This is a genomic window from Streptomyces spectabilis (genome assembly GCF_008704795.1).
GTDB classification, from domain to species: domain Bacteria; phylum Actinomycetota; class Actinomycetes; order Streptomycetales; family Streptomycetaceae; genus Streptomyces; species Streptomyces spectabilis.
Map to the genome: position 1 here is coordinate 7,934,031 of NZ_CP023690.1, position 25,539 is coordinate 7,959,569.

22 protein-coding genes are annotated in these 25,539 nt (G+C 73.2%); 10 read left to right on the forward strand and 12 right to left on the reverse strand.

Translation table 11 applies throughout. From position 1 onward, the window contains the following. Positions 1-381: 381 nt before the first annotated feature. Positions 382-1,056, forward strand: coding sequence for a response regulator transcription factor (locus tag CP982_RS34480; RefSeq protein WP_150514046.1), 675 nt, complete (start codon positions 382-384; stop codon positions 1,054-1,056). 90 nt (positions 1,057-1,146) lie between these two features. Here the strand turns inward: CP982_RS34480 and CP982_RS34485 are convergent, their stop codons facing one another. From CP982_RS34485 to CP982_RS34500, 4 genes are all read right to left on the reverse strand, one after another. Then, complete coding sequence (locus CP982_RS34485; protein WP_150514047.1) at positions 1,147-1,467, reverse strand: RedY protein; 321 nt, start codon at positions 1,465-1,467, stop codon at positions 1,147-1,149. 63 nt (positions 1,468-1,530) lie between these two features. Next, complete coding sequence (gene redW, locus CP982_RS34490) at positions 1,531-2,700, reverse strand: L-prolyl-[peptidyl-carrier protein] dehydrogenase (protein ID WP_150514048.1); 1,170 nt, start codon at positions 2,698-2,700, stop codon at positions 1,531-1,533. Further along, complete coding sequence (locus CP982_RS34495) at positions 2,697-5,456, reverse strand: polyketide synthase (RefSeq protein ID WP_150514049.1); 2,760 nt, start codon at positions 5,454-5,456, stop codon at positions 2,697-2,699. The genes redW and CP982_RS34495 overlap by 4 nt, the downstream gene beginning before the upstream one ends. A 153-nt stretch (positions 5,457-5,609) precedes the next feature. Continuing rightward, positions 5,610-6,395 carry an AfsR/SARP family transcriptional regulator gene (locus CP982_RS34500; RefSeq protein ID WP_150514050.1) on the reverse strand — a complete coding sequence of 262 codons (786 nt, stop codon included), beginning with the start codon at positions 6,393-6,395 and terminating at the stop codon, positions 5,610-5,612. Between the two features lie 395 nt (positions 6,396-6,790). Between CP982_RS34500 and CP982_RS34505 the strand changes: the two genes are divergently transcribed. Genes CP982_RS34505 through CP982_RS34515 form a run of 3 tightly spaced genes read left to right on the forward strand, consistent with a single transcriptional unit; the run spans position 6,791 to position 8,881 of the window. Further along, entirely contained in the window at positions 6,791-7,447 is a 657-nt protein-coding gene (locus CP982_RS34505) for a TetR/AcrR family transcriptional regulator (protein ID WP_170316542.1), read from the forward strand. Further along, positions 7,444-8,097, forward strand: a complete 654-nt coding sequence (locus tag CP982_RS34510; RefSeq protein ID WP_150514051.1) for an ABC transporter ATP-binding protein — start codon at positions 7,444-7,446, stop codon at positions 8,095-8,097. Before CP982_RS34505 ends, CP982_RS34510 begins: the two co-directional genes overlap by 4 nt. Next, positions 8,084-8,881, forward strand: a complete 798-nt coding sequence (locus CP982_RS34515) for an ABC transporter permease (protein WP_150514052.1) — start codon at positions 8,084-8,086, stop codon at positions 8,879-8,881. Before CP982_RS34510 ends, CP982_RS34515 begins: the two co-directional genes overlap by 14 nt. A gap of 32 nt (positions 8,882-8,913) precedes the next feature. Here CP982_RS34515 and CP982_RS34520 read toward each other — a convergent pair whose 3' ends face one another. The 7 genes from CP982_RS34520 to CP982_RS34550 form a co-directional block, all read right to left on the reverse strand. Then, entirely contained in the window at positions 8,914-10,380 is a 1,467-nt protein-coding gene (locus tag CP982_RS34520; RefSeq protein ID WP_150514053.1) for a cysteine desulfurase, read from the reverse strand. Continuing rightward, on the reverse strand, positions 10,367-11,779 hold the full coding sequence (locus CP982_RS34525; RefSeq protein WP_150514054.1) for a family 2B encapsulin nanocompartment shell protein: 1,413 nt from the start codon (positions 11,777-11,779) through the stop codon (positions 10,367-10,369). The genes CP982_RS34520 and CP982_RS34525 overlap by 14 nt, the downstream gene beginning before the upstream one ends. A gap of 325 nt (positions 11,780-12,104) precedes the next feature. Beyond that, positions 12,105-13,166: a mechanosensitive ion channel family protein gene (locus CP982_RS34530; protein ID WP_150514055.1), complete on the reverse strand. Its 1,062-nt coding sequence runs from the start codon at positions 13,164-13,166 to the stop codon at positions 12,105-12,107. Positions 13,167-13,308: 142 nt separating this feature from the next. Next, positions 13,309-14,283 carry a helix-turn-helix domain-containing protein gene (locus CP982_RS34535; RefSeq protein WP_170316543.1) on the reverse strand — a complete coding sequence of 325 codons (975 nt, stop codon included), beginning with the start codon at positions 14,281-14,283 and terminating at the stop codon, positions 13,309-13,311. Positions 14,284-14,427: 144 nt separating this feature from the next. Next, positions 14,428-15,327, reverse strand: a complete 900-nt coding sequence (locus CP982_RS34540) for an NAD(+)/NADH kinase (RefSeq protein WP_150514057.1) — start codon at positions 15,325-15,327, stop codon at positions 14,428-14,430. Then, positions 15,324-16,358: an SPFH domain-containing protein gene (locus CP982_RS34545; protein ID WP_150514058.1), complete on the reverse strand. Its 1,035-nt coding sequence runs from the start codon at positions 16,356-16,358 to the stop codon at positions 15,324-15,326. The genes CP982_RS34540 and CP982_RS34545 overlap by 4 nt, the downstream gene beginning before the upstream one ends. A 102-nt stretch (positions 16,359-16,460) precedes the next feature. After that, positions 16,461-17,279 carry an SAM-dependent methyltransferase gene (locus tag CP982_RS34550; protein WP_150514059.1) on the reverse strand — a complete coding sequence of 273 codons (819 nt, stop codon included), beginning with the start codon at positions 17,277-17,279 and terminating at the stop codon, positions 16,461-16,463. A 209-nt stretch (positions 17,280-17,488) separates the two neighbouring features. Between CP982_RS34550 and CP982_RS34555 the strand changes: the two genes are divergently transcribed. From CP982_RS34555 to CP982_RS34580, 6 genes are all read left to right on the forward strand, one after another. Beyond that, positions 17,489-18,616, forward strand: a complete 1,128-nt coding sequence (locus CP982_RS34555; protein ID WP_150514060.1) for an ROK family transcriptional regulator — start codon at positions 17,489-17,491, stop codon at positions 18,614-18,616. 65 nt (positions 18,617-18,681) lie between these two features. Then, positions 18,682-19,950: an ABC transporter substrate-binding protein gene (locus CP982_RS34560; protein ID WP_150514061.1), complete on the forward strand. Its 1,269-nt coding sequence runs from the start codon at positions 18,682-18,684 to the stop codon at positions 19,948-19,950. Continuing rightward, positions 19,947-20,894: a carbohydrate ABC transporter permease gene (locus CP982_RS34565; RefSeq protein ID WP_150514062.1), complete on the forward strand. Its 948-nt coding sequence runs from the start codon at positions 19,947-19,949 to the stop codon at positions 20,892-20,894. Before CP982_RS34560 ends, CP982_RS34565 begins: the two co-directional genes overlap by 4 nt. 112 nt (positions 20,895-21,006) lie before the next feature. Then, entirely contained in the window at positions 21,007-21,792 is a 786-nt protein-coding gene (locus tag CP982_RS34570; RefSeq protein WP_229879349.1) for a carbohydrate ABC transporter permease, read from the forward strand. Between the two features lie 114 nt (positions 21,793-21,906). Next, positions 21,907-22,923 (forward strand): Gfo/Idh/MocA family protein, encoded by a 1,017-nt coding sequence (locus CP982_RS34575; RefSeq protein WP_150514063.1) that lies wholly within the window; start codon positions 21,907-21,909, stop codon positions 22,921-22,923. Next, positions 22,920-23,927 (forward strand): Gfo/Idh/MocA family protein, encoded by a 1,008-nt coding sequence (locus CP982_RS34580; RefSeq protein ID WP_150514064.1) that lies wholly within the window; start codon positions 22,920-22,922, stop codon positions 23,925-23,927. Before CP982_RS34575 ends, CP982_RS34580 begins: the two co-directional genes overlap by 4 nt. 37 nt (positions 23,928-23,964) lie before the next feature. Here CP982_RS34580 and CP982_RS34585 read toward each other — a convergent pair whose 3' ends face one another. Then, complete coding sequence (locus CP982_RS34585; protein ID WP_150514065.1) at positions 23,965-25,407, reverse strand: CAP domain-containing protein; 1,443 nt, start codon at positions 25,405-25,407, stop codon at positions 23,965-23,967. Positions 25,408-25,539: the final 132 nt, after the last annotated feature.

Below are 25,539 nucleotides of genomic sequence, written 5' to 3' on the forward strand. Positions count from 1 at the left end.
TTCCATAAAGCTCGCCCAGATGCCAGTTGCGCGCACATACTGTTGCAGTGCGGACGGAATATTCCGCACCCACGTGCCTGCGTCGATTCCGGAGGGAAGGCGCGGCGGCCCGGGGTGAAGTGCACCGTCGAACAGCAGATGCGTTCGATAGCGCGCAGCGGCGACGAGGGGTACCCGAAGGCACATGGTCGTGTCATTCAAAAGGGGGCGGCGAGATGGGGCACTGCTGCAAGGGGCACCTGCCGGACGCGGACCCGAGGCCGGTGCGGCCGGCCCGCCCGGGTGTGATGCCGTGACGCGTGACGCCCTGACGAGTGACGCGGCCCGGTCCCCCCGGCGCCGCGATCCACGCCCGGACGAGCTGCGGTGAGGCGGCGAGGCATGAAGATCCGCGTCCTGGTGTGCTGTGACGAGTCGATCATGTCCGCCGCGCTGCGCGCGCTGCTCGACCAGCAGCCCGACATCGAGGTCATGGGTTTCACCACCGGCCGTGAATCCGCCGCGGCCGTCGCCGAGCTCGCGCCCCACGTCATGATCGTAGTGGCCCCCGCGCTCGGCTTCGAGGACAAGGGCGAGCTCGCGGAGCTCGCCGCCCTGACGAAGATCATCCTGATCGCCAAGGCCGAGTCCGCGCACCGTTCCGTCGAGGCCCTGTGCATCGGCGTACGAGCGGTCCTGGCCCCCGACTCCTCGGCGGACGACCTGATCCACGTGCTGCGGACGGTGAGCGCGGGCGCCACCATGGTGATGCCCGCCGCCGCCCGGCGCACCCTGGAGCGCCTGCCCCAGCAAGGGGTCTCCCGCAGCTCCGCGCGCATGGCGGCGGAGCTCACCCCGCGCGAGTCCGAGGTGATGCTGCTGCTCGCCCAGGGCAAGTCGAACGCCGAAGTCGCCGAGAAACTCTCGGTGTCCATGGCGACCGTCAGATCCCATGTCCACCATGTGCTCCGAAAGCTGGGTGTCGGCACACGCGCCCAGGCCGTTGCCATTGCTTATGAGTCCGGATTGATGGCGGCAATTGGTCGGACCGCTGAATTCCGGGGCCAAGAAGGGTGAACGGGGCGGGCTTCCGGATCCGGGAGCCGAGCGCTATTCACCGGAGGCCCTTTCACCGCTTCCCGGCCTCGCTCCCGCGAACCCGTTAAATCATTCGGCCCGGTATCCGGAACCCACCCGTTCGCCGGACCACTCGTCGACCACGGCGGCCATCTTCTCGAAATCGGCGACAAGCCGACGGAACGGTTCCGACCGCATATCCCGCTCGAAGTCCGCCGCGCTGGTCACCTCGATGATCTCGAAGTACTCGGCCGGGCCGCCGTCCTCGCCGTGCGCGCTGCGCTGCACTCCGAAGGCGCGCACGGCGGGCAGTTCAGGACAGGTCGCGTAGTCCACGTCCCGTACCCAGGACTCGAAGCGGTCCGGCGCCACGCCGTCGTGCAGCCGGATGCGGTGAACGATGACCGTCATGATCCGTTCTCCTCTCGACGTCCTGGACTTCCGGGTGCCCGGAGGGCATGTCGCCGGTCCGGCTCAGCGGCGCGTACCGCGGCGGCTGCCGCCCAGGCCGAGCGCCCGCGCGATGTTGTTCTTCTGGATCTCATTGGTGCCGGAGAAGATGCGCGAGGGCAGCGCGTCCCGCAGCAGCGTCTCCGCCTCCCCGCTCAACACCCCAAGCGCGCCCCGCAGTTGGACCGCGTCCAGGCCGACCCGCACGGCCGCCTCGCTCACCGCGAGCTTCGCGAGCGCGGGCGCCACCTCGTCCTCGCTGCCCCGCGCGAGCCCCCACGCCGCCCGGTAGAGCAGCAGCCGCGCCGACTCCACCGCGAGCGTCATGTCGACGACGCGGTGGCTGACCGCCTGGAAGCCGCCGATCGGCACCCCGAACTGCTCGCGCTGCCCCGCGTACGCGACGGTGGACTCCAGGACCCGCCGCATCGCGCCGAGATAGGCCGCGAACAGACAGGTGCGCTCCCACTTCATGGAGCCCGCGAACACGCTCGCGCCCGCGCCCTCGGCGCCGAGCACGGCGTTCGCGGGCACCACGCAGCCGTCGAGGCGCACATCGGCCGTCGGGGACCCGCGAAGCCCCACCTTGTCGTACGGCGGCCCCACCGACAGGCCCGGCGTGTCCGCCTCCACGACGAACGCGGTCAGGCCGAAGAAGCCGCCGCCCGGGGCCGTCGCCGCCTGCACCACGAACACGTCGGCGACCGGCGCGTTCGTCGTGAACGCCTTGGCACCGTCCAGCACGTAGGAGTCGCCGTCGCGCACCGCGCGGGTGCGCAGCGCAAGGGTGTCCGAACCGGCGTCCGGCTCGGTGATGCCGTGCGCCGCGATCCGCTCGCCCGAGCAAAGCGCGGGCAGCCAGCGCCGCTTCTGCTCCTCGGTGCCGAACTCGGCAATCGGCATCACCGCCGCGAACAGGTGTGCCGCGACGGAGAAGGCGAAGCCGGTGTCCGGGCAGCCGTAGCCGAGCGCCTCCATCACCGCGGCCGCCGTCACCGCGTCGAGCCCGCTGCCGCCGTAGCGCTCCGGTACGACGCTGCCGACCACGCCCTGCTTGCCCGCGAGCTGCCAGCGCCGCCGGAACTCCGCCGGGTCGAGGGCCCCGTCCGGCGGCGGGTCCGCGAGGTCGCGGCGCGCGAACCGCTCGACGGCCTCGCGCATGTCCTCGGTGTCGTCGTCGAAGGCGAAGTTCATCGCGGTCCGGACCCCTTCTCACGGTTCTCACGGTTCTCACGGTGCTCGTGGTGTTCGCGGTGCGTGTGGTGTGTGTGGTGCGCCGGGTCCTCCTCCACGAGGACGTGGTAGTTGATGCCGCCGGTGCCGAAGGAGCTGACGGCCGCGCGCCGGGGCCTGCCGGACGGACGCGGCCACGGCTCGGCCCTGGTGGCGATCTCGGCCGGGATGGCGGCGAGGCCGAGCGCCGGGTTCAGGGTGCGCAGCAGCGTGTTGGGCGGCAGCGTGCCCGCCCGCAGCGCGAGCAGCGTGCGCAGCAGGCCCGCGCTGCCGGCCGCCGCGAAGGTGTGCCCGAAGAAGGACTTCGCCGAGCCGATGCGCAGCGCGCCCGCGCGCGGGCCGCCCGCGTAGAGGCGGGCCGCGGCGGCGATCTCGACCCGGTCGCCCACCTTGGTGCCGGTGCCGTGCGCCTCCAGGTAGTCCACCGTGCAGGGCTCGAAGTCCACCTGGGCGAAGGCGCGTTGCATGGCCCGCACCTGGCCCGCGACGTCCGGGGCGATCAGCGACTTGGCGTCGTTCGACGCGCCGACGGCGCGGATCACCCCGTGGACGGTGTCGCCGTCGCGCCGCGCGTCGTCGTACCGCTTCAGGAGGAAGAGGCCGCAGCCGTCGCCCGGGGTGAACCCGTCGGCGGCCGCGTCGAACGGCGCGTTCCTGCTGTGCGAGAGCAGCCCGAGCGCGGAGCACAGCACCATGTCCCGGGTGGTGCAGGCCAGTTCGACGCCGCCCGCGACGGCGAAGTCGGCGGCGCCCGAGCGCAGCGCGCCCACGGCGACGTCGAGCGCGGCCAGGGACGAGGCGCAGGCCGCCTCCACCGCGAGCGGCACCGCGCCGAGTCCGTACTCGTTGGCGAGCAGCGCGGCGACACCGCTGGCCAGACAGCCGTCGAGCAGGGCGGGCGACGGCTCGGCCGCGTCGCGCGCGGTCCGCTCGCGCAGCCGCTCCAGGAGCTTCTTCTTCCCAAGGGCCGAGAGCCCGGCGAGCGCGGGCAGCGTCGCGACGGTGTCCTCAAGTCCCGCCAGGACGAGGTCGGTGTGGGCGCGCCGCTCCTTCGTCAGGCCCAGCGTGGTGCCGACGGCGACCACGCCCCGCCCGGACAGGTCCCGGCGCCCCGCGAACAGCTCCGCCGCGACGTCGAGGGCGAGCCGCTGGGCGCCGTCCATCGCCGCGTACCGCAGCGGAAGGACCGCCAGGTCGTCCGGCGGCTCCTCGGGCACCGGCACGTGGCCGCCCTGGTCGGTGTACGAGTGGGTCAGGCTGAGCGCGCCGGGACAGTGGTAAAGGTCCCGGTCGAGGACGTCGTCGGGGACCGGGCCGATCCGGGTCCGGCCCGAGCCGACGACCTGCCAGAACGCGGCGGCGTCGGGCGCACCGGCGAACCGCCCGCCGAGCCCGACCACCGCGACCGGCACCGCGCGCGGCCCGCTCCGCGACCGGGCGCGCGGCCCGGCCGGAGCCCCGCGCCGGTGCTCTTCGAGGACGAGATGGCAGAAGGTCCCCGTCAGGGACGCCCCGTGCACCACGGCCCGGCGCGGCGCCCCGGGGCCCGGCCTCCACTCCTCGCCTACGCGCGCCCGCCGGAAGGGCGCCCCCTCGGGCTCCCCGCCGCCGGGCGGCGGGTCCGGGTAGCGGCGCTCGCGCAGCGCGCGGGCGACCCTGCTCACCGAGGCGAGCCCCGCGTGGGCGAACGCCCGGCCGTCGCCCGCGCCGAGCACGACGGCCCCCGGCGCGCGTTCGGCGTGCAGCCGGGCGAGGGCCTCGTGTTCGGCGGCGGCCTCCCGGGCGACCGCCGAGCCCGCGCACTCGACGTACTGGACGGTGTCGGGGTCGGCCCCCGCGGCCCGCAGCGAGTCGGCGGCGGCGTCGTGGCGCAGCGCGACGGAGTGCGAGTGCCGGAAGCAGCCCGGGCGCGGGTCGTGGCGCAGCGTGCAGTCGAGGACGCTGGCGTAGACGCGGTCCCCGTCCCGCACGGCCGTGGAGAGCCGCTTCAGAAGCACGGCACCCACCCCCTCGGCGATGTCGCGCGTCCCGTCGGCCTCCGCCCCGCCGGGGCCGGACACCGACTTCGCCGCGAGCGCCTCGGCGACGAACGGGCTCTCGCGCCGCTGCCCGGCCAGGACGAGGACCGCGTCCGACGCCCGGGCGCGCAGCTGGTCCGCCGCGTGCGCGAGCGCCACGAACGACGTCGCCTCCGCGGACTCCACCGCGAGCGTGCGCCCGCGCAGCTTGAAGGCCGCGGCGATCCGCGCCGGGATCGTGCTCGCCATCTCGCCCACGCGGTCGTGCGGCGAACCGCCGAGGTGCGGCGCGAGCTGCCCGCGCAGCTCGGCGGCGGCCCGCTCGGCCCGGTCCGGCGCCGCTCCGGCCGCCCGCGCGGCGCGCTCGAGCTCCCGCGCGTACCGGGGGAGTTCGATGCGTACGGCGTTGGCGTGCTGGCGGTCGAGGGCGAAGCAGAGGCCGGTGACGACGTCGGTGCGCTCGGCGGGCAGCGGCCGCTCGGGGTGGCCCGCGTCCGCCAGACAGCGCCGTGCGGCCTCCAGCATCAGCAGCTGCATCCGGTTCATGGACCTGGCCTGCATCGGGGGAATGCCGAACCGGGCGACGTCGACCACGACGTCGTCGAGCCCGTCCGGGTCGAGCTCCGCGATCCCCACGATCGCGAGGGGCTCGCCGGGCCGCGCGGGAGTGGCCCGGCGGGCTTGCCAATCGGACGTCATGTCGTGGCTGCTCCTGCGGTTGTCGGGGTCCCGCCGGAGAGCGGGAAGGAAAGCACGGGTGACGACGGGCGCGCGCCCAGCGAAATGTCGGCAGTGACGGATGGGGCGCCGAGGAAAGGCGCGGAATATGTTCCAGAAGTCGCGGGAGTGTGTTTACGAGGCGGCGGGGACGGTGGACAGGGAAAGCGCCGGGTCCTGCGACAGGATTTCCGTGTGGCGCCGCTGGAGCACGATTCCTGGCTGTACGCCCAGCTCCTCGTCGAGCCTTCGGCGCGTCACGTGGAACAGTTCCAGCGCCTCCGCCTGCCGCCCGGTGCGGTACAGGGCGAGCATGAGCAGCTCGCAGAAGCGTTCGCGCAGCGGGTGCTGGGCGACCAGGCGGCGCAGCTCGGCCACCGCCCGCGAGGCGTCGCCGACGGCGAGGCGGGCACGGATCAGGTCCTCGCGGACCGTGAGCCGCCGCTCGTCGAAGAGCGCGGCGGCGCCCCGGCAGCGCAGCCCGTCGCCCGCGTCGAGGAGCGCGGGCCCCTGCCACAGTTCGAGCCCGGCCTGGAGCAGCTCGATCGCCCGCTCCGGGCACACGTCGAGGGCCGCGGCGCCGCGTGTGGCCAGGTCGAGGAAGGTGTTGCCGTCGACGCAGCCCGGGGGCACGTCGAGCAGATAGCCGCCGCGCACCGCGCGCAGCAGGGTCGTTCCCCGGGGCCGCGCCTCGTGCCCGTCGAGGACCTTGCGCAGCCGGGTGGCGTGCGCCTGCAGCGCGTTGCGGGTGTTGCCGAGGGGCTGGCCCGCCCACAGCTCGTCCGCGAGGTCCGCGTGCGAGACGGCCCGGCCCGCGTCGAGGGCGAGCGCGGCGAGCATCGCCCGCACCTTGTTGGCCTGGATTCCGTGGCGTTTTCCCTCCGTGGCCACGGAAATCGGCCCCAGGATATGGATGTGCATGTCGTTCCTCCCCCGATGGACGGCGAAAGGCACCGATGGACAGCGAATGGACGGCGAATGGTGCCGGTGGACGGCAAAGGTGCCGGTGGGCAGCAGAAGTGTCAGCGGGCGGTGAAAGGCGTCATCTGACGGAGAAGTCCGCTCGTCCGGGCGGAAGGAGGCGCAGGAGCACCATCAGCCCCACTCCTTTTCGGTTGCGTACGAGTTTCCCAGGAACGGGAGTGCGGTGCCATCGACCGCCTGACGGGTTTCCCGGACGGATACCGCAGCGATTTCCGGAGTGCCGGATCGGCCATCCGTTGAGACGCGTCGGCGGACGCCTCAACGGATGGTCGCGGAGGCGGAGGCTCCGCCTCGCTGGACAAGCGATTGAACGAGCGTTTAGTCTGCTGTACATGCGTTCAATGCCCGACGACCGCACGACCCGGGCGGTCATCCGAGACGAGGCCCTGAGGCTCTTCGCCGCCCAGGGGCCCGATGTCGTCACCGTCCGCCAGATCGCCACGGCGGCGGGTGTCTCCCCGGGGCTCGTCGTGCACCACTTCCGCTCCAAGGACGGCCTGCGCCAGGAGGTCGACCACTACGTCCTCACCGTCTTCGAGCGCCTGCTCGGCGAGCTGACGGCGGACGAGGGGCCGGACCTGTTCGAGGAGCCGAGGTCCGCCACGGCCAGTTCGCTCGGCGAGGTCTTCCTGCGCCACCTGCCCGTGGGGTCGCCGCTGCCCGGCTATCTGCGCCGGCTCCTGCTGTCCGACTCGGAGGCGGGCCGCGGCCTGTTCCACCGGCTGTATGCGATGAGCAGGGAGACCCTCGACGGCCTCGCCGAGTCCGGCGCCGCGTCACGGGGCAGGGACCCGCAGGTGCGCGCCGCGCTGCTGCTGGTCAACGACCTCTCGGTGTTCCTGCTGCGGGACCAGCTCACGGCGGTCCTCGGCGTGGACCCGCTGTCGGCTATGGGCCTGGCCCGCTGGGGCCCGGAGCTCCTGAGCATCTACGCGGGCGGGTTGAGCGCGGAGCCCACAGCACCGGAAGCAGAAGGAGGCCAGGCATGACCACAAGGCCGGAGCCCGCACTCACCGCCCGGGACATCCACAAGGCGTTCGGCAAGCACCAGGTCCTGCGCGGCGCCGACCTCACGGTCGAACCGGGCCAACTGGTCGCCGTGGTCGGTGAGAACGGCGCGGGCAAGTCCACCTTCCTCAAGGCCATCGCCGGCACCCTGCCCGTCGACCGGGGCGAGGTGAGGCTCAGCGGCGAGCTCGGCTACTGCCCGCAGGACCCCGTGCTCAACGCCAACCTCACCGTCGACCAGCACCTGCACTACTTCGCCGCCGCGCACCGGCTGGGCAGCCTGGACCGCGCCGACGAACTGGTCGACCTCCTCGGCTACGACAAGTACCGCTCCACGGCCGCGGGCGACCTCTCCGGCGGCACCCGGCAGAAGCTCAACCTCACCCTCGCCCTGCTCCACGACCCCGACGTCCTGCTCCTGGACGAGCCGTACCAGGGCTTCGACTGGGAGACGTATCTGCGCTTCTGGGACCTGGTCGACAAGCTGCACGAGCGGGACAAGGCCGTCGTCGTGATCACTCATCTGGTCTTCGAGCAGGAGCGGTTCGACGTCCTCGCCGACCTGGTCGACGGCCGCCTCGCGCCGCGCAGGTCCGAGGAGGAGCAGGAGCGCCGCCATGCCGCAGTTTGACGTCTTCACGGACCGGCCGCTGTTCGGGCAGTTCCCGACCGCGCTGCGGTTCTCGGTGCGCGAGCAGAGCCGCAACCGCCTCGCGGCCCTGCTCCTCGTGCTCTTCGTGCCGGTCTGGTACCTGCTGATGACCTCGATCGCCGGCCACAAGGCCCTGGACTTCAAGCTGTACGCGACGGGCGAGATGCTGCACGTCGACGGCAAGCACATCACGCTGATCACCGCGGGCCTCAACTCGCTCACGATGATCTCCGGCTTCGTCGTCTTCGACGCGGTGCGCAAGGCGCTCGCCTTCGACAAGCGCCTCGCCTTCGCCGGGTACCGCCAGTCCACCCTGATCGGCGCCAAGATGCTGGCCATCGCCATCGTCGCGGGCACGATCGCCCTCTACACGGCGCTCACGCTGCTGCTCTACTGGCGCCCCGGCTTCACCGGCTGGGCCACGATCCTCGCCGGGTTCCTGGCCATGACCCTCACCTACGGCTCGCTCGGCCTGTTCCTCGGCGTCCTGGTCAAGAACGACCTGGAGGGCTTCTTCCTCATCATCATGGGCGGGCTCACCGACACGTTCCTGCAGAACCCGCTCGGCAACCCGGCCGCCAACAAGCCCGTCCTGCAGTACTTCCCCTCGTTCGGGCCGATGCAGTTCTCCGCCGGAGGCTCGCTCGGCGACACCGTCCTGTGGCGCTATCTCGGGCTCGGCCTGGCCTGGGCGGCGTTCTTCGCCGTCGTCGGCCTGGTCGTGTTCCACTTCAGGACCCGGAGCCGCCGGCCCACGCGCTGACGGCGGTCCGGGTCCCGGCGCCCCCGCGCCGCTCAGGCGGCGGCCTGCAGACGGCGCAGGGACGCCACCAACTGGTCCACCTCCTCCGAGGTGTTGTAGAGCGCGAACGACGCGCGGGCCGCGGACTCCAGGCCGTAGTGCGCGAGCGCGGGCTGCGCGCAGTGGTGGCCCGCGCGGACGGCGATCCCGTCCCGGTCGAGCCAGTCCGCGACCGAGGCCGGGTCGTGGCCCGCGAGCGTGAAGGTGAGCACCGCGATCCGCTCGGCCGCGGACCCGATCACCTCAAGGCCCGGAACCGTCGCCATCGCCTGCGTCGCGTACGTCATCAGCGCGGTCTCGTACGCGGCGACGGCCTCCTGGTCGAACGACCGCAGCCAGTCGATCGCGGCGAGGAGCCCGACCACACCGGAGATGTGGCCGGTGCCCGCCTCCAGGAGGTGCGGCATCGGCGCGAACGTCGTCCGCTCGAAGCTCACCGACTCGATCATGTTGCCGCCGCCCTGCCACGGGCGCATCAGCTCCGCCATCTCCGGCTTCAGGTACAGCGCGCCGATGCCCGTCGGGGCGAACAGCTTGTGCCCGGAGAACACGTAGAAGTCCGCGCCCAACCGCTGTACGTCCACCGGCATGTGGGCCACGGCCTGCGCGCCGTCCACGAGGACCCGCGCGCCGTAGCGGTGCGCGAGCGCGGTCATCTCCTCGACCGGCGGCACGGTGCCGAGGACGTTCGACGCCTGGCTGATCACCACGAGCTGCGTGCGCGCGGACAGCAGGTCGGTGTACGCCTTCTGGTCGATCTCCCCCTCGGGCGTGAGCGGCACCGGGACCACGCGCGCGTGGGTCTCCTGTGCGAGGAGCTGCCACGGGACGATGTTGGAGTGGTGCTCCAGGACCGGGACGAGGATCTCGTCGCCCGGCTCCATGACGGAGCGGCCCCAGCTCTGCGCCACCAGGTTGATCGCCTCGGTGGTGCCCCGCGCGAAGGCGATGGTCTGGGGGGACTCGGCCCCGAGGAACTCCGCGACGGCCGTGCGGCCCGCCTCGTACAGCTCGGTGGCCTCGCGCGCCATGGTGTGCGCGCCCCGGTGGATGTTGGAGTTGGCCGCGCTGTAGTAGGCGGAGAGCGCCTCGATGACCTGGCGCGGCTTCTGCGTGGTCGCCCCGTTGTCGAGCCAGACCAGGGGGTGCCCGTTCACCGTCCGGTGCAGGATCGGGACGTCCTTGCGGGCCTGCTCGGGGGAGAAGGCGCCGGGCGCGGTGGTGGCGGGCAGGGCCGACAGGGCGTTCTCGGGGGACGTGGGCGCCGGGGCCGGGGCGGTGGCTCCGGGCACCTCCGCCGGCGAGGCGGGCATCTCGGTCACCGGAGTCGCGGGCACCGCGGGTTCTGCGGGCGCCGCGGGCATCGCCGGTACCGCGGTCGGGGGCGCCGGCGCCGGTGCCGGCGCCTGTGCGGGTGTCCGGAGGAGTGCCCGGAGGTCGGGAACCTCAGGAGTAGTCATGGTAGTTGTTCACCTCGACGTTCTGGAGCACGGCGATGGCGTCCTCGACCAGGACCGCCGTGTTGAAGTACGCCGTCATCAGGTACGAGGTGATGCCCTTCTGGTCGGTGCCCATGTTCCGCATGGACAGACCGGGCTCGACCTCGTCGGAGACCTCGCCGGGGCGCAGGCCCACGACACCGCGGTCGGCCTCGCCCATCCGCATCAGGAGGATCTCCGTGGTGCCGACGGCCGCGGCCGAGCCGCTGGAGCCGTTCGCCCGCACGCCGTTGCTGAACGGCACCTTGTCGGACGGGACCAGCGGCACCCCGCGCCAGGTGAGCAGCGGGCTGCCGAACCTGCTGTCGGTGACCGGGGGCACGCCGCGCCGCGTGCACTCCCGGCCGAACGCGGCGATGGCCTTGGGGTGTGCGAGGAAGTAGCTGGGCTGCTTCCACACCCGGGAGAGCAGCTCGTCGAGGTCGTCGGGCGTGGGCGATCCGGTGCGGGTCTGCACGCGCTGCCCCGGCGCCACGTTGTGGAACAGGCCGAACTGGGGGTGGTTGAGCAGCGCCGACTCCTGCCGCTCGCGCAGCGCCTCGATGGTGAGCAGCGCCTGCTGGCGCGTCTGGTCGAAGTCGCCGCTGTACACGTCGTGGACGCGGGTGTGCACGCGCAGGATCGTCTGCGCCAGCGTCATGTGGTACTCGCGCGGAGTGTCCTCGTAGTCGACGTACGTGGCGGGCAGGTCGGGCTCGCCGACGTGGCCCGAGGTGAGGTCCACCGGTACCTCGGCGCCGGGCCGGAAGCCGTTGCCGGAGGCGTAGGCGGTCATGGAGGCGCGGACGTTCTCGTCGCGGTCGGCGAGGGCCGCGAGGGCGCGGCGCTCGGCGCACAGGGCGAGACCGGGGGTGAGGGCCTGCACGCGGTAGGGCGTGGCCTCCTCGCGGGTCCAGGCGCCGAGGTCGAAGAACTGGCCGTCACCGATCACCTCGATGAGCTGCTCCTCGCCGTAGCGGCCGGTCACGCGCTTCTCGGCGCGGCCCTGCACGATGATCCACAGGCGGTCCGCGGGGTCGCCCTCCTGCGCGAGGACCTGCCCCGGCTCGAAGCGCACCTCGGTGAAGGCGTCGGCGAGTTCGGTGAGACAGGACTCCTCCGCGTCCCGCAGATAGGGCAGTTCGCGCAGGTCACCGGGGACGACTCGGGGTGAGCCGCCGTCGCTGTGGGTCGATATGCGGTCATCGCCCAGGACGAAGGTGCGGCGGCGGTTGACGCGGTACACGCCGGACTTGAGGTCCACCCAGGGCAGCGCGCGCAGCAGATAGCGCGGCGTGGTGCCGAGCATCTGGGGCGCCGTCTTGGTCGCGGTCGCGAGCTGCCGTGCTGAATCCGGTGCGAGCGAAAGGCGGTCGTTCACGGGGACCTCCCAGGAGGGAACGGGGACGAGGGCGTCGCCGGCATCGACGGGCGCGATGGCGCCGGGCGAAGTCGGGCAGGGCCGATCGTCTTCTCGCGGTCCCGTGACCACAAGGTGTGTTTTTTCAACTACTTTTGGTGTTCGGCCGGAAAAAACCGAACTTGGGAGCCAATCGCGGGGCAGTCCGGCTCAGTACGGCGGGGATGTCCTGCCCCGCGCGCCCGGCCGGACACGTCCACCCGGCATATGCGGCTCAATTTGCCCCCTTGCCAGCGGTTCGCGACCCCTAAAGCACCGCTTATGCAAGGGCTTGCACATAAACCGATCAGCTTCGCTGGTGCGGGATCGCCACCGGCAGCTCGCCCTGCCGGACGGTCACGGTCCGCGTCGGCGCGGGGACCGGGATGCCCTCGGCCCGGTAGCGCCGGTGCAGCCGCTTGATGAACTCGTGCTTGATCCGGTACTGGTCGCTGAACTCGCCCACGCCCAGGATCACCGTGAAGCCGATCCGCGAGTCGCCGAAGGTGTGGAAGCGGATGGCCGCCTCGTGGTCGGGCAGGGCGCCGGTGATCTCGGTCATCACCTCGTCCACGACCTCGATGGTCACGCGCTCGACCTGGTCCAGGTCGCTCTCGTAGCCGACGCCCGCCTGCACCAGGATCGACAGCTCCTGCTCCGGCTGGCTGTAGTTGGTCATGTTGGTGCCGGCGAGCTTGCCGTTCGGGATGATCACGAGGTTGTTGGAGAGGTTCCGCACCACCGTGTTGCGCCAGTTGATGTCGACGACGTAGCCCTCCTCGCCGCTGCTCAGCCGGATGTAGTCACCGGGCTGCACGGTCTTCGCGGCGAGGATGTGCACGCCCGCGAACAGGTTCGCCAGGGTGTCCTGGAGCGCGAGCGCCACCGCGAGCCCGCCCACGCCGAGAGCGGTGAGCAGCGGCGCGATGGACACGCCGAGGGTCTGCAGGACGACGAGGAAGCCGATCGCGAGCACGATGACGCGCGTGATGTTCACGAATATGGTCGCCGAGCCCGCCACGCCGGAGCGGGACTGCGCCAGGCCCTTCACGAGCCCCGCCACGATCCGCGCCGCGGTGACCGTCGCGGCGAGGATCAGCAGCGCCGTCAGGACGAGATTGACGTTCCGTCCGGTACGGGACGTCAGCGGCAGCGCGGCGGCCGCCGAGGCCAGGCCCGCCACGATCGCGGCGCACGGCACCAGGGCGCGGGCGGCGTCGACCATCACGTCGTCGCCGTTCCACCGGGTGCGGGTCGCGCGCACGCCGAGCCAGCGCAGTGTCGCCCGCGCGAGCAGCGCGGCCGCGAAGCCGCAGACCACGGCGATCCCGGCGAACATCAGGTCGTGCAGGGTGAGGGCTCGGTCCATCAATGGGCTCCCGTGGTCGGCCGTTTCGCTCCGTGCCCCCGGTGGCGCGTACGCCTCCGCGCGATGACACGGCCGCCCATCCTGCCCTACCCGAACGAACCCTCCGCACCGGGCCCCACCTGCGCTCTTCGCACCAGGCGCGTCATTCGCGGGGCCGCCCGAGCCCGCCGTGGGCGGCCCGGTACTCGCCGGGTGGCATTCCGTAGGTGGCGCGGAAGAGGCGGGTGAAGTGGGCGTGGTTCGTGAAGCCCCAGCGGGTGGCGATGGACTGGATGGTGCGGTCGGTCTGCGCGGGGTCCGTGAGGGCGCGTTGGCACTGGTGGAGGCGTTCGGTGCGGATGAGGGCCGCGGGGGTGAGGCCTGAGGTGGCCAGGACCTGTTGCAGACGGCGCAGGGAGATGTGGTGGGCGTGGGCGACGGTCCGGGGACAGAGGCCGGGGTCACCCAGGTGCTGGTGGACGAAGGACGTGATCCGGGCGAGCAGAGCCTGTTGCTGGCTCTTGGGCGTCAGCGTGCCCTGGCTGTCGAGTTCGTGGGCCAGCAGGGTGGTCAGCAGTTCCAGGGCGGGGTCGAGAAGGCGCTCGATGTCCGCGGCGCGAGCGGGGGTGCGCGGCCGGGCCAGCTCGTACAGGCAGCGGGAGAGGACCGCTCCGATGCCCGTGTCGCCGTCGAGGCGGCGGGCCAGCAGCGGTGCCAGCTGGGCCGCGGTGAAGGGCAGGAGGGCCTTGGGGACGACGAGGCTCTCGTGGATTCCGGTCTCGTGCCGTGCCCGGCAGGGCTGCGAGGAGTCGGTGAGGACGAGGTCACCGGCGTTCAGGTAGGCCTCCTGGCTCCCCTGGCAGACCAGGCCGGTGCCGGTCCGGACGACGTCGAGCAGGTAGCGCTCCGGGTCCGACCTGCGGATCAGCTTCTCGGTGCGCTCCGCGGAGAACGCCCCCACGGTGCCGGTCGCCAACTGGAGGGCGCGCGAACCGCGCACCAGCGTCGAGGCTTGGAACTCCGTCGTGTCGTCGCGGCGCACATGGGTGGGGATCAGGACGCGGGAGGCCAGTTCGTACCAGCCCTCGAACCGCTCTCCCGCGGGCAGCTCCTCGGTGGTGAAGGTCGTCTCTCTCACTCGTCCCTGCCCTTTCGTCCGGAGGGGCGGGTTCGGCTTCCCCCGTGGCCCGCGGCGGCGGACCGTCGAAGAACCCACCATGCGCCTGCACGCCTTGCGGAAACCTTGAGCGAACCTGGAATCCGCCGGCAAGGACCTGTAGCTCTAGGCGACCAGGCGCAGCGCCCCCTCCGCCACGCCCACGCGCACGCTCTGCCCCCACCCGAGTTCGATGGCGTCGTTCTCCATGCCGTCGCCGAAGGCGACCAGGCGGTCGGACTCGACGGTGAGCCACAGGCGTTGGCCGGCCGTCAGCTCGCCGCGGACCAGGGTGGTGCCGGTCGCGGGGGACGGCCAGGCCTCGCGTACGAACCACAGCAGGCGGGGGTCGGTCGCGCCCGGGAGGCGGGGGCCGTCGGCACACTGCCGCCGGAGCGAGCCCAGCCAGCCGGTGGCCCCGGTGCCGGTGCCGATGACCACGCCGGAGGAGGCCTGGGCCTCCGGGCCCGAGGGGTCGGCGGCGGAGCCGATGCGGTAGCGGGCGGTCTGGTGTCCGGCGGCGCCGACGTAGATCTCGTTGAGGGCGCGCAGGCGCTGGCCGTCGTCGGTGACGGCCTCGGCCATGGTGAGCTCCGCGGCCCCGGCGGCGCCCGCCGCCGCGTGCGGGAGCAGCTTCGCGGTGTCGGCGGCCCGGTGCGGCACCAGGACGCCCGGGTTGCGCCCCGGCTCGGCGTCGACGCCGATGACGGGCTGGCCCGTCAGGTACTTGGCCGCGTTGGCGACGAGCCCGTCCTGCCCGACCACGACCACCACGTCCTCGGGCGCGAACAGGAACCGGTCGAGGTCCGCGCGCTCCACCCGGGTGTGCCGCCAGCGCAGCGGCACCGCGGCCGCCACGTCGGCGAGGGCGCCCTTGGCGCGCCGGTGCCGCTCGGCCACCTCCTCGACGGCGCGCCCGCGCGAGGACAGGAAGAACGCCGCGTGCCCGTGCGTGCCGTGCCGGGCGATCAGCTCCTCGTACTCGGTGCGCCGGTGCACGAGGACGGCGCGCGGTGCGAGGCTCATGACCGCCCGCCGCCGGACGCGCCGGAGCCGTTCCCGGAGCCGCGGCCGAGCTTCGCGAGCAGCCCCGTGACGACGTCCGGCGACAGCGTGAGGCTCTCGATGCGCGGCACGTTCTCGGCGAGGCGGGTGGCGGCGAGGGCGTGCAGGGTGGCGGCGTCGGCGGTCGCGTGCGCGGCGAGCCAGGCCGTCTGGGCCGCCGCGCGGCCCTCGCCGACGGCACGGGCGGCCTCTGCCTCGGCCCGCGCGAGCCGTACCGTACGGGCGGCCTCCGCCTCGGCGCGCACGGCGTCGGCCGCGGCGTTCTCCTCTGCCTCGCGGCGCGCGTTGGTGCCGCGCTGCTCGACCAGGCGCTCCTCCTGACGGGCGAGTTCGATGCGGCTCGCCAGCTCGTTCTCGGCGATGGCGCGCTCGCGCTCGACGGCCACGGCCCGGCGCTCGTACGTCGCCCGGTCGGCGTCCTGCTGCACGCGCTCGCGCGCCGGGGTGCGCAGGGCCCGCTCCACCTCGGGCTCGGGCCGGATGGCGACGACGCGTACGGCGACGACGTCGATGCCCGTCGCGGGCAGCCGCGGCTCGGCGGCGAGGCCCTCGGTGACGCGCTCGCGGACCGCCGCGACCCCGTCGGCGAGCGCGGCCGCGAGCGGCGTGCGGGCCAGCAGGTCCAGGGCGTGCTGCTGCGCCGACTCGGTGAGCAGGGTGGACAGTTGCTCCAGGGGAGCGGACCGCCAGGCGCCGGTGTCCGGGTCCACGGAGAAGTCGAGACGGGCCGCCGCGAGCGCCGGGTCGCTGATCCGGTACGTCACGGTGGCCTGCACGGTGACGTCCTGGAAGTCGGCGGTGCGGGCGTGGAAGACGACCGCCAGCTCCCGGTCGTCGACGGGCACTTCGGACAGGGCGGCGCTGAGCGGCCGGAACCAGAAGCTGAGCCCCGGCCCGTCGTGGCGCAGCCGGCCGCCCTGGTGGTGGCGGATGTGGGCGGTGGGCGCGGAGCGCAGATGGCGCAGGCCGAGGCGCCGGGTGATGTCGGCCATGGTGGACCTCCCCGTTTTTCGTCACCTCGACGATATGAGGTCGGCCGCTTATCGTCAAGGTGACCCGAAAGGGTGGGCGGGGCCGGTCCGGCGGGCCGTCGCTCACTCCTTCCGGCCCACCCCCGCGTGGAGCGGCACCAGCGTCCCGTCCCGCACCTCGCCGACCCCGAGTCCGGGCCGCCAGTCGGGCGGTTGCACCAGGCCGGGCGCGAGGAGCGCGCACCCGGTGAAGAACCGCTCCGTCTGCGCCCGGGTGCGCGGCACGAGTGTGACGCCGCCCGTCGTGTACCGGTCCACGGCCTCGCCGACCCACGCGGTCTCCTCGTCGCCCGACAGCTGCGAGAGCACCAGGTGGCTGCCGGGCGCGAGCGCGTCCAGGAGGCGCGCGACGATGGCGTGCGCGCCGTCCTCGTCGGTGAGGAAGTGCGTCACGGCGATGAGCGACAGGGCCACGGGCCGGGCGAAGTCCAGTACCTCCGCGGCGCGTTCGAGGATCAGCTCGGGGTCGCGCGCGTCCGCCTCGACGAACGCCGTGGCCCCGGCCCCGGTGCCGCTGAGGAGCCCCGCCGCGTGCACGCGGACCAGCGGGTCGTGGTCCACGTACACGACCCGCGCCTCGGGTGCGATGTCCTGTGCGACGCGGTGGAGGTTCGGCTCCGTCGGGATGCCGCTGCCGATGTCGAGGAACTGGCGTACTCCGGCCGCTCCCGCGAGATGACGCGTGGCGCGCTGCATGAACCAGCGGTTGTGCCGGGCGCCGTACTTGGCGGTCGGGTCGAGCGCCACGATCCGCGTACCGAACTCGGCGTCCGCCGGGAAGTGATGGGCGCCTCCCAGGAACCAGTCGTAGACGCGGGCGGGGTGCGGCCTGCCGGTGTCGATGTCGGCGCTGCCTTCGCCGTCCGAGGGTGCTGCTGCCATGCCCTAACTCCTCCTGAGTGTCCGGGTGTTCGTGTGGTCGGAGCGCGCGAGGGGCGGTGCGCGACGCGTGTGAAGGTCCGTACGAAAGTCCGTGCGCGGGGTCTTCCCGTCGGCGTTCCTTTATGCAACTCTCCTACCAAATCCCGGCCGCGACGGGCTCTCGCCCGTCAACGGGGCTGCTCCACCACGACTTCCGGGGTGCAGAAGTGATGCGAAAACGGACGCGCGGCCACGACCTGGCCGGACTGCGCCGCCTGAACACCACCGTCATCCTCCGCGCCCTGCACCGCCGCAGCCCCCAGACCCTCGCCGAACTCGCCGCGGGCACCGGCCTGTCCCGGCCCACCGTCGAGGCCGTCCTGGAGGACCTCGTCGCACGGGCCTGGGTGACGGAGGCGGCGGCCGGGGAGCGCGCGCGGGGCCGTCCCGCGCGGCGGTTCCGCTTCCGGAGCGAGGCCGGACACGTGCTCGGCGCGGACATAGGGTTGCACAAGATGGTGCTGCTCCTCGCCGACCTCGGCGGCACCGTCCTGGCCGCCGAACGCGCCGACATCGACCCGCTGTTGGGCGGAGGGCCCCGGCTCGCACTGCTCCAGCGCGCGATGGACGCCTTCCTCGACGCGCACGCCGTGCGCCGCGACACCGTCCTCGCGCGCTGCGTCGGCGTGCCCGGCGTCGTCGACGCGGGCGGCCACCTCACCTCCGTCGTCGTGCCCGAGTGGTCGGGCGTGGACCTGCGGCGGCTGCTCTCCGACGGCGAGACGGGCCACACCCTCGTCGAGAACGACGTGAACCTCGCCGTGCTCGCCGAGCGCTGGCAGGGCGCCGCGACGCTGGCGGGCGACGTCGTCTGCGTCCTCACCGGACACCGCGTGTCCTGCGCCCTGACCATCGGCGGGCGGCTGCACCGGGGCGGCCGCGGCGGCGCGGGCGAGCTGGGCCTGCTGCCGCTGCTCGGCCTCGACACCGCGCAGGAGGCCCTCGCCTGGCCCGGGCCGCGCCGCCCGGGCGAGTCCGAGGTGGCCGCGCTCGCGCGCGCCGCGGACGCCGGGGAGGCGCGCGCGCTCGCCGCCCTCGCGGACTTCGCCGAGCGGCTCGCGCCCGGCATCGCCGCCCTCGCGCTCGCCGTCGACCCCGAGCTGATCGTGCTCACCGGCGGCGCGACACCGCTCGGCACCCACCTCGTGCCGCCCCTGGAGGCGCGGCTGCGCCCGCTGACGCTGCACCTGCCGAGGATCGCGGTCAGCTCGCTCGGCGAGCGCGGCGTGGCCCTCGGCGCGGTGCGCAAGGCACTCGACCTCGTGGAGGAGGAACTGCTCGCGGACACGGCCGACTAGGCGAGGCCCGGCGGCCCCCACCCCCGATCCCCATTCGAGGATCCCCAGTCGAAGCGGAGGCGCGTATGCGCAGGAGGACCCTCCTCCGCTCTGGTCTTGCGGCGGCGTCGGCACCCGCGCTCGCCGCCTGCGCGGACCAGGGCGGCGGCGGCAGCGAAGGCGGCGGCCGCACCACGCTCTCGTACGGCATGTGGGACCCGGCGCAGGTGCCGGGCATGCGGCGGATCATCGCGGCGTTCAAGGAGCGCAACCCCGGGATATCCGTGCGCATCGAGCTCACCCCGTGGGCCAGCTACTGGACCACCCTGAAGACCTCGATGCGCGGCGGCACCGCCCCCGACGTGTTCTGGATGAACGCCGTCAACTTCCAGCTGTACGCGGCCCACGGCGTCCTGGAGCCCCTCGCCGAGCGCATCGCGCGCGACGCCACCCCGCTGGAGAGGCATCCGGCACAGCTCGTGCGGCTCTACGCCTACGAGGGCACCCAGTACGGCATCCCGAAGGACTTCGACACCATCGGGCTCTGGTACAACAAGGCCCTCTTCGACAAGGCGCGCGTCCCCTACCCCGACCCCACCTGGACGTGGGACGACCTGCGCGCCGCGGCCGCCGAGCTGACCGACCCGCACGAGCGCGTGCACGGCTTCGCCGCCGAGATGCACCGCCAGTTCGTCATCTATCCGACCGTCTTCGCCGCGGACGGCTACGTCCTGCGCGACGGCCGCTCCGGGTTCGGCGACGACCGGACCATCGAGGGCCTGCGGTTCCTCACCGACATGATCGACCGCGGCTGGTCGCCGCCGCAGAGCGCGATGGTCGAGAACGTCGCCCGGGTGCGCTACTGGTCGGAGAAGGTGGCCATGGTGTACGACGTGTCGGCGATGTCCGGGCAGATGTACGCCGTGCCCGCGCTCAAGGACCACGGCGGCGTCACCGTCCTGCCCCGGGGCCGCCGCCGGGCCACCGTCATCCACGGCCTCGCCAACGTGATCTCCGCCAAGAGCGACAAGAAGGCGGCGGCCTGGAAGTTCGTCCACTTCATGGCGGGCCGCGAGGCCGCCGAGATCCAAGCCGAACTCGGCGTGACGATCTCCAGTTACGCCGGGACGCAGGACGCCTGGATGAAGTCGATGCCCGAGTTCGACCTCAAGTCCTTCATCGACATGGAGAAGTACGCCGTCCCCTACCCCAGCTCGAAGAACACCGCCGTCTGGGAGAACCTCCAATATCCGCTCCTCGGCGCCGCGTTCAGCGGCAAGGGCGGGATCGAGGGGGCCGCGCGCACTCTGGGCGAGCAGATGGACCGGGCCCTGAAGGAGGAGCGCGACCGATGAGTGTCTTCCCCGCGACCGCCGCCGCGAAGGCGGCCGACCGGCGCGCCGCCCGAGGCGCGGGCACCGGCCCCGCGAGCCGCGACCAGCGCGCCGCGTACCTGTTCATCGCCCCCCTCGGCCTGGGCTTCGCGCTCTTCTACTTCTGGCCGATGATCCAGACCTTCTACTTCAGCTTCACCGAGTTCGGCCCCTTCGGCGGCCACACCTGGATCGGCGGCGACAACTACGCCCGCGTCGTCAAGGACGTCACCGTCTGGCAGGCGCTCGGCAACACCCTCGTCTACTGCGGCATCGGCCTGACCGCGCTGCCCCTCGCCCTCGTCATCGCCTCCCTGCTCAACCGCCGCGGCCTGCGCGCGGTCCCGCTGTACCGCGCCCTGTACTTCGTGCCGTTCGTGACCCTGCCCGTGGCCGTCGGCCTGGTCTGGAACTGGCTCTACAACGGCGACTTCGGACTCCTCAACGAGGTCCTCGGCTGGTTCGGCGTGGACCGCCGCTACTGGATCTCCGACCCCTCCACGGCCGTCTTCGCCATCGGCGCCGTCATGGTCTGGTCGACCACCGGCTACTACTTGATCATCTTCATGGCGGGCATCAAGGGCATCCCGCGGGACTACTACGAGGCCGCCGAGCTGGACGGCGCGGGCGCGGTGCGGCGCTTCTTCACCATCACGCTGCCGCTGCTCAGCCCCACGATCTTCTTCGCGTCCGTGATCTGCATGATCCAGTCGCTCCAGGTGTTCGACCTGATCTACATCATGATGGGCGAGAAGAACCCGGCGGTCGGTGACACCCAGTCCGTCGTGGGCCTCTTCTACAAGTGGGCGTTCGTCGAGAACGCCCAGGGCGCCGCGGCCGCCCTGGCCTTCCTCCTGATGCTGCTCATCGCGGGCCTCACGTATCTCCAGTTCAGGCTCCAGCGGAGGTGGGTGCACTATGGGTGACACGACAGCGACTCGTACAACAGCCCCTGAAGCAGCGAACGCTGACGCGACGTCAGAGAAGGGCCGCGCCCGACGCCCCCGGCTGAACCCGGGGTCGGTCGCGACCCACGCGGTGCTCTGTCTCGGCGCGCTCGTGATGGTCTTCCCCTTCTTCTGGCAGCTCCTCACCGCCCTGAAGTCGCTCGCGGAGGTCTCCCGCGTCCCGCCGACGTTCCTGCCCGACGACTGGCGGGGGGCGAGCTTCGACGAGGTGTTCACGGCGCTGCCGTTCCGCGAGATGCTCACCAACAGCGCGCTCAACACGCTGGGGCGCACCGCGGGCCAGCTCGTGTTCTGCTCCCTGGCCGCCTACGCGTTCGCGCGGATGCGCTTCCGGGGCCGCGACCTGCTCTTCGGCCTGTTCCTCTCCGTCCTGATGGTGCCCAGCTCCCTGCTCGTCCTGCCGCAGTACGACATCATCCAGAGCTTCGGGCTCCTGAACTCGGCGCCCGCGCTCTTCCTGCCCGGCATGTTCAGCGCGTTCGGCACCTTCCTGCTGCGCCAGGCCTTCCTCGCGCTGCCCCGGGAGCTGGAGGAGGCCGCCCGCATCGACGGCGCGGGCTCCTTCCGGATCTTCTGGTCCGTCATGCTGCCGCTGATCCGACCCGCCCTCGCCGCGCTCGCCGTCATCACCGCCATGGCGGCCTGGAACGACCTGCTGTGGCCGCTGATCGTCAACACCGACCCCGAGGCCATGCCGATCAGCGCGGGCCTGACCTCCCTGAAGGGCCAGTACGAGACCAACTACCCGGTGATGATGGCCGGTTCGCTGATAGCCAGCCTGCCGATGCTCCTCGTCTACGTCTTGCTCCAACGGCACTTCGTACAGAGCGTCGCGGCCTCCGGAGTGAAGGGATGACGGCGCCGCGGAGTTGACGTACGAGAACCCCGGCGCGGCCCGGGGACCGCACACCACCGACGCACAGAGAGCCGACGTTCCGAGAGCGACGTTCGAAGAGAGGTCATCTCCCTCATGCCACCGCTTCCCATCGGCCTGCTCGGCGCGGGCGGCATCGCCCGCGCCCATCTGCCCGGCTGGCTCGACCTGGGCGCCACCGTCGTCGTCCACACCCAGGACGGCTCGGGCGAGAAGCTCGCCGCGGAGTACGCCGGGCGCGGCCACCCCGTCACCGCCGTGCCCACCCTCGACGCGCTCCTGGAGCACTGCCGCGCCGTCGACGTCTGCACCCCCACCCCCACCCACAAGGAGCTGGTGCTCGCCGCCGTCGCGGCGGGGCGGCACGTCGTCTGCGAGAAGCCGCTCGCCCTGACGGCCGCGGACGCGGCCCGGATGGCGGCCGCCGCCGTCGCCGCGGGCGTCCGGCTGCACCCCGCGCACGTCGTGCGCTACTTCCCGGCGTACGCGGCCCTGCGCGCGGCCGTCGTGCGCGGCGACCTCGGCCGGCTCGCCGTCCTGCGCTTCACCCGCGCCGCCGCGCGCCCGCAGTGGGCGCCCTGGTTCGGGGACCCCGCCCAGTCCGGCGGGGTGCTCATGGACCTGATGGTGCACGACATCGACATCGCCCGCTGGATCGCGGGCGACGTGGTGCGCGTGTACGCCCGCACGCGCGGCGCCGAACTCGCCACCGGCACCCCCGCCGAGGTCGTCACCGCCACCGCCGTCCTCACCCACGCCTCCGGCGCGATCAGCCATGTGAACGGTCTGTGGGGGCTGCCGGACCAGCCGTTCCGCACCACGTTCCGCGTCGCGGGGTCCGACGGGCTGCTGCACCACGACTCGGCCGCCGCGCCCGGCTTCCGCATCACCGCCCAGGGCGTGCGCGCCCCGAACGAGGGCATCCCGTCGACGCCCATGACCGAGAGCCCCTACCTCACCCAGCTGCGCGAGTTCGCCGCGTCCTGGGACGACCCCGGGCTCGTGCCCCGGGTGCGCGCCGACGACGGCGTCGCCGCGGTGCGCGTCGCGCGCGCCGCCATCGAGTCCAGCCGCACCGGGCGGGCCGTGGACCTTGAGGAGAGCAGCCGATGAAGGTCGCCGTCCTGTCGTTCGCCCACGTCCACGCGGCCGCCTATCTGCGGCTGCTGCGGGACATGCCGGGCGTGGAGGTCCTCGGCAGCGACCCGGACACCGCGTCCGCCGCGCCCGGCGAGGTGCGCGGCCGCGCGTTCGCCGCGTCCCTGGACGTCCCGTACGCCGACACCTACGCGCAGGCCCTCGCCTGGCGGCCCGACGCCGTCGTGGTGTGCTCGGAGAACGCCCGTCACCGCCCGCTCGTCGAGCTGGCCGCCGCGCACCGCGTCGACGTGCTGTGCGAGAAGCCGCTCGCGGCCACCGTGGCGGACGGCGAGGCGATGGTCGCCGCCTGCCGCGCCGCCGGGGTGCGCCTCGCGGTCGCGTACCCGGTGCGCTTCAGCCCGGCGTACGCGGCCGTCAAGCGTGCCGTGACCGGGGGCGACACGGGCCGGGTGCTCGCCGTGTCCGGCGCCAACAACGGGCACATGCCCACGCGGGCGCGCCGCTGGTTCGCCGACCCCGAACTGGCGGGCGGCGGCGCCCTGATGGACCACACCGTCCACATCGCCGACCTGCTCGACGACCTGCTCGGGGCCCGCGCCGTGGAGGTGTACGCGCAGACCAACAACCTCCTGTACGAAGGCGAGGTCGCCACCGAGACCAGCGGCCTTGTCACCGTCACCTACGACAACGGCGCCGTCGCCACCATCGACTGCAGCTGGTCCCACCCGCGCTCCCACCCCTCCTGGGGCGGCCTCGAACTCACCGTCGTCGGCGAGCGCGCCACCCTGGAGATGGACGCCTTCGACCAGAAGGTGCACGGCTTCAGCGAACGCCTCGGCCGCGGCGTCGAGCTGCCCTACGGCGTGGACCTGGACGCGCGGATGCTGCGCGCCTTCCTCTTCGGCCCCGACCCCACCGGCACGACCACCGCCGACGGCCCCGCAGGCCTGCGCACCCTACGCATCGTCGAGGCGGCCTACACCTCGGCCCGACAGGGAACACCGACGCCCCTCTAAGACGCCCCAAAGGGGCGCGGGGCACGGCGCGAGCTGCTCAGCCCCCGAAGAGCTGCGTCCAGTACGTCCCCGCCGACCCACCCCCCGCGAAGCCGACGCCCAGGTGCGTGAACGTGGGCTTGAGGATGTTCGCCCGGTGCCCGGGGCTGTTCATCCAGCCGTCGACGACCTCGGCGGGGGACCGCTGGCCGCAGGCGATGTTCTCCCCGACGGCGCGGTGGGGGCTGCCCGCCGCCGCGGCGCGGTGCCAGGGCTCGCTGCCGTCCGGCGCGGTGTGGGCGTAGAAAGCGCGGGCGATCATGTCCGCGCTGTGGGCCTGCGCCGCGGCCGTGAGCCGGGGGTCCGGTGCGAGGGGCCGGAGCCCGGCGGCCGCCCGGTGGCCGTTGGTGAGCGTGAGCACCTCGGCCGTGCACCGGGCGAGCCCCTGCGGGGTGAGCGGCTCGGCCCACAGCGCTGTCCAGAACACGTCGCCGGAGCGGGCGTCCGGCACCTGGCCCAGGCCGACGTGGGTGTACGCCCGGTCCAGGACGGTCCGCCGGGAGCCGTCGTCCCCCAGGCAGTAGTCGAGGAGGTCGGTCGGCGTGGGCGGTCCGGACACCAGGTGCTCGCCGATCGTCAGATACGCATAGCCCCCCGCTGCCACGCGCTGGTACAGCGAGGTGCCGTCCGCGCTCTCGGAGCCGAGGACCCCGCGCGCCGCCATGCCCGCCGCGTGCGTGCGGGCGGCATCGGCGAGGCGGGCGTCCCACTGGACCGGCGGGGCACCGGCGGCCGCACGCGCGGAGTTCACCCGGGTGAGGAAGTCCTGGAGCGGGCCCGGTGGCGCCGACCCGGCCGGTGCGCGCGCGGGTGCGTGACCCGGAGGCGGCGGTGCGGCGGGCGCCGCGGCGGTGCGGGGCCGGGGCATGACGACGGTGACGGCTTCGCTCGCGGCCCCGCGCCCGCCCGCCGCGGGCCCGGTCGCACCCGCCGCCGCACCGGCCCCGCCCGCCGCCGCGGGCTCCTCCGTCACTTCGAGGCCGAAGTCCCGCGCCACCCCCGCGAGCCCTTCCGCATACCCCTGGCCGATCGCCCGCAGCTTCCAGGCGGTGCCCCGGCGATAGATCTCGGCGAGCAGCAGCACGGTCTCCTGGCGCGGGGGAGGCGGGGCGAACCGCGCGAGGGCCTGCCCGCGCGGGCCGCCGACCTGGAGCACGATCGAGGGCAGCCGGCCCAGGGGCGTGTCGGGCTCCGCCGGGCTGACCACCAGGGTGACGCGGCTCGCGCCGGCCCGCAGCCGGCTCGCCTCGACCGTCAGCGTGTCCCCGGCCAGGCGGGTGCCCGGGGCCGACGGCTGGTTGTAGAACACGAAGTCCGCGTCGCCCGCCACCTTGCCGCTGTCGCCGGTGATCAGGGCGGACAGGTCGAAGGGGCCGGGCACGCGCAGCGTCAGGGTGCCGTCGGGCAGGGGCGTATTGCCGCCGGGGACCAGCTCGATCATGGGCGCCGCCTGTGGGTCGGGTCGGTGGTGCCCGTCTCGGCCGGGCGCTGCCGGGAGAACGCACGGGCCCGCCGCCCGGGTTCCCGCACCGCGGGGACGCTGCCGGAGCACGGTGTCACGGCCGGGTCCTGC